Origin of the sequence: uncultured Mycobacterium sp. (genome assembly GCF_964249325.1) — a bacterium.
Lineage (GTDB): Bacteria > Actinomycetota > Actinomycetes > Mycobacteriales > Mycobacteriaceae > Mycobacterium.
In genome coordinates this window covers 1-2,559 of the sequence record NZ_CAXUCH010000029.1, presented here as the reverse complement: position 1 = coordinate 2,559, position 2,559 = coordinate 1, and the positions used below count along the sequence as shown (strand labels likewise).

2 protein-coding genes are annotated in these 2,559 nt (G+C 67.8%); both read right to left on the bottom strand.

Annotated elements, in window-relative coordinates; genetic code table 11:
* Positions 1 to 695: 695 nt before the first annotated feature.
* Positions 696 to 1,799 (bottom strand): acyl-CoA dehydrogenase family protein, encoded by a 1,104-nt coding sequence (locus ACFE99_RS06180; protein ID WP_375483424.1) that lies wholly within the window; start codon positions 1,797 to 1,799, stop codon positions 696 to 698.
* A 2-nt stretch (positions 1,800 to 1,801) separates the two neighbouring features.
* The coding region (locus ACFE99_RS06175; protein WP_375483422.1) for an enoyl-CoA hydratase/isomerase family protein at positions 1,802 to 2,559 on the bottom strand (758 nt) is incomplete at its 5' end.

Genomic DNA, 2,559 nt, shown 5'->3' with positions numbered 1-2,559 from the left:
GGCGGCGGCGATCTGCCGGTAGCGCCTGCCCTCCTCCGCCATCGCCAGTGCGCGCTGCTGCTCGGCGGTTGTCCAGTCGGGCGGGCTGTTGGCGTGCGTGATGCCGAGCCGCGACGCCAGGCAGGCGACGCCAGACATGGGACGCCCGATCAGCACGGCGAGCTGGGCGACCGGCACGCCCTGGGCGTAGCCGGCCCGCACCTGCGCGATCTCCCACTCCGTGTAGGACGGCGGGTTGCCCTCGGTCAGCCCGTCCACCCCGGCGGCAATCGCCTTTTCCGCGAAGCGCATTGACTTCACATCGTGAAAGATCAACCCACTGCGGTCGTGCACGCGCTCGGCCAGCGCAGCGGGGTTACCTTGCGCCGAGATGATGATGTCGACGCCGAAGCGCACGCACAGGTCCAGGTGATTCGCTAGTTCATCGTCGTCGAACCCGGTAGCCAGATTGACCGCAAGCGGGCCCACGCGCGCGCCGGGGTGCTCGGCGGCGAACGCCTCAAGATCATCACGGATGCTGCGCAGCCATTGCTCGAAAATCGGTAGGCTGCGCGCGTTCTGGCGCGGCAGGGCGCCGATGAGCCCCGACTTGCACGCCGCCGCAACCAGTTCCGGCCCCGACACCAAAAACATGGGTGCGCAGACGGCGGGAAGGACCAGTCTGGCGCGCAGTGACTCGGCGAGTGCCATGTCGGTCAGATCCCCACCAGGGTTGCCAGACGTTCGCGGTGTGCGGCGGGGTCGCCGAACAGCTTCTCGGAGCTCTTGGCTCGCCTCAAATAGAGGTGGGCCGGGTGTTCCCAGGTGAACCCGATTCCGCCGTGGATCTGGATGTTTTCCCCCGCCACCATCGAATAGACTTGCGAGCAGTGGACTTGAGCCACAGCGGCTGCCACGCGCGGGTCGTCGGCCGCGTCGTCGAGCACCCGTGCGGCATGGTAGGCGGCTGAGCGCGCGGACTCGACCGCGACCAGCATGTCGGCGCACTTGTGCTTGATCGCCTGGAAGCCGCCGATCGGCCGGCCAAATTGGATTCGGGTTTTGGCGTAGTCGAGCGCCATGTCCAGGCATCGCTGCGCGCCACCAACCTGCTCGGCCGCCAACGCGATTGCGGCGATCGCAAGCACCCGGTCGACCAGACCCGGGTCGGCCGAAAGCAGCCGCGCCGGCACCCGATCGAACGTCAACCGGGCAATGGGACGGGTCGGGTCAAGCGGCTGCAGCGGCGTCACACCGATGCCCGGTGCATCAAAATCGATGACAAACAACCGCACCCCATCATCGGTGCCCGCCGACACAATGTAGAAGTCGGCGTATTGACCGTCGAGGACGTAGCTCTTCACCCCGCTGACGCGGTATCCGCAGTAGTCGATATCGGCGTAGGCGCAGCATGATTCGGCGTCCCAGCGGCCCGTCTCGTCGGCCAGCGCGAGGGTACCGAACCACTCCCCGCCGGCCACACCCGGCAGATACTCTGCCCTGAGTTCCTTGCGGTCAGACAACATCAGCGCGCTGGAAGACACCACAGCCGACAGAAACGGCGCCACCAGCAGCGCCGCGCCCATCTGTTCGAGCACCAACGCCACGTCAGCAAAGCCGGATCCGCCGCCACCGTACGTCTCCGGGATGATCAGCCCCTGCAGCCCGAGCTGCTGGGCCATCTGTGCCCACACGTCGGGGTCGGCCGCTGCCCCGTCCTCCATCAACCGGCGCACCTGCGCCTCAGGTGAGCGCTTCTCCAGGAAGGCGCCGACCGTTCGCGCCAGTTCGCGCTGCTCCGCGCTGATCGCCAGGTCCATTGTCAGTGCCCCGTAAAGATCGGATCGCGGCGTTCGACGAACGCGCGGATGCCTTCCTTGAAGTCCGCGCTGCGGATCGTCGCCTCGACGCCATCGGCTTCGGCGCGCAGCGCCGCCCCGAGGTCTGTCGACCCGCGACGGTTCAGCAGCTCCTTGGTGTGACCAAGCGAGAACGTCGGTCCCGCCGCGAGTTCGGCCGCCAACGCGGCCGCTGCTTCGTGCAGCGCCGCGTTCTCGACCACCCCGTCGACCAGTCCCCACGCCGCGGCGGTCGCCGCGTCGACGGATGTGCCGCGCAACAGCATCTGTCGTGCCCGGCGGATACCGACGAGGCGGGGAAGCAGAAACGAGCCGCCGCTATCCACTGAAAACCCGCGGCGACAGAATGGTTCGGCAAAGACGGCATCGGGAGTGCACAGCACGAAATCGCAGACCACCGCCAGGTGCAGCCCTAGGCCCATCGCCCTGCCCTGCACGGCGCTGACCGTCGGGACGCGGGTGTTCCACAGCGCCTCGATGAGCCGATGCGGCCCGGCCTCCAAGGTGCGCACCATGTGACCCACCCGCGGCTGGGTGTCCGTCGCGTTGGCGGCGTGCAGATCGGCCCCGGTACAGAAGTCCTTTCCTCGCGCACGGATCAGGATGCAGCGCTCGTCGCCGCCGCCGTCGACACGCTCGACCATGTCGGCCAGCGCTTCGGTGTCGTGGCGTCGCAAAGCGTTTCCCTTCTGCGGCCGATCAAGCGTGAGCACCATCGTCG

Excerpts from the sequence above, each read along its gene's own strand:
- ACFE99_RS06180 (WP_375483424.1), bottom strand. The coding sequence starts at position 1,799 with ATGGACCTGGCGATCAGCGCGGAGCAGCGCGAACTGGCGCGAACGGTC.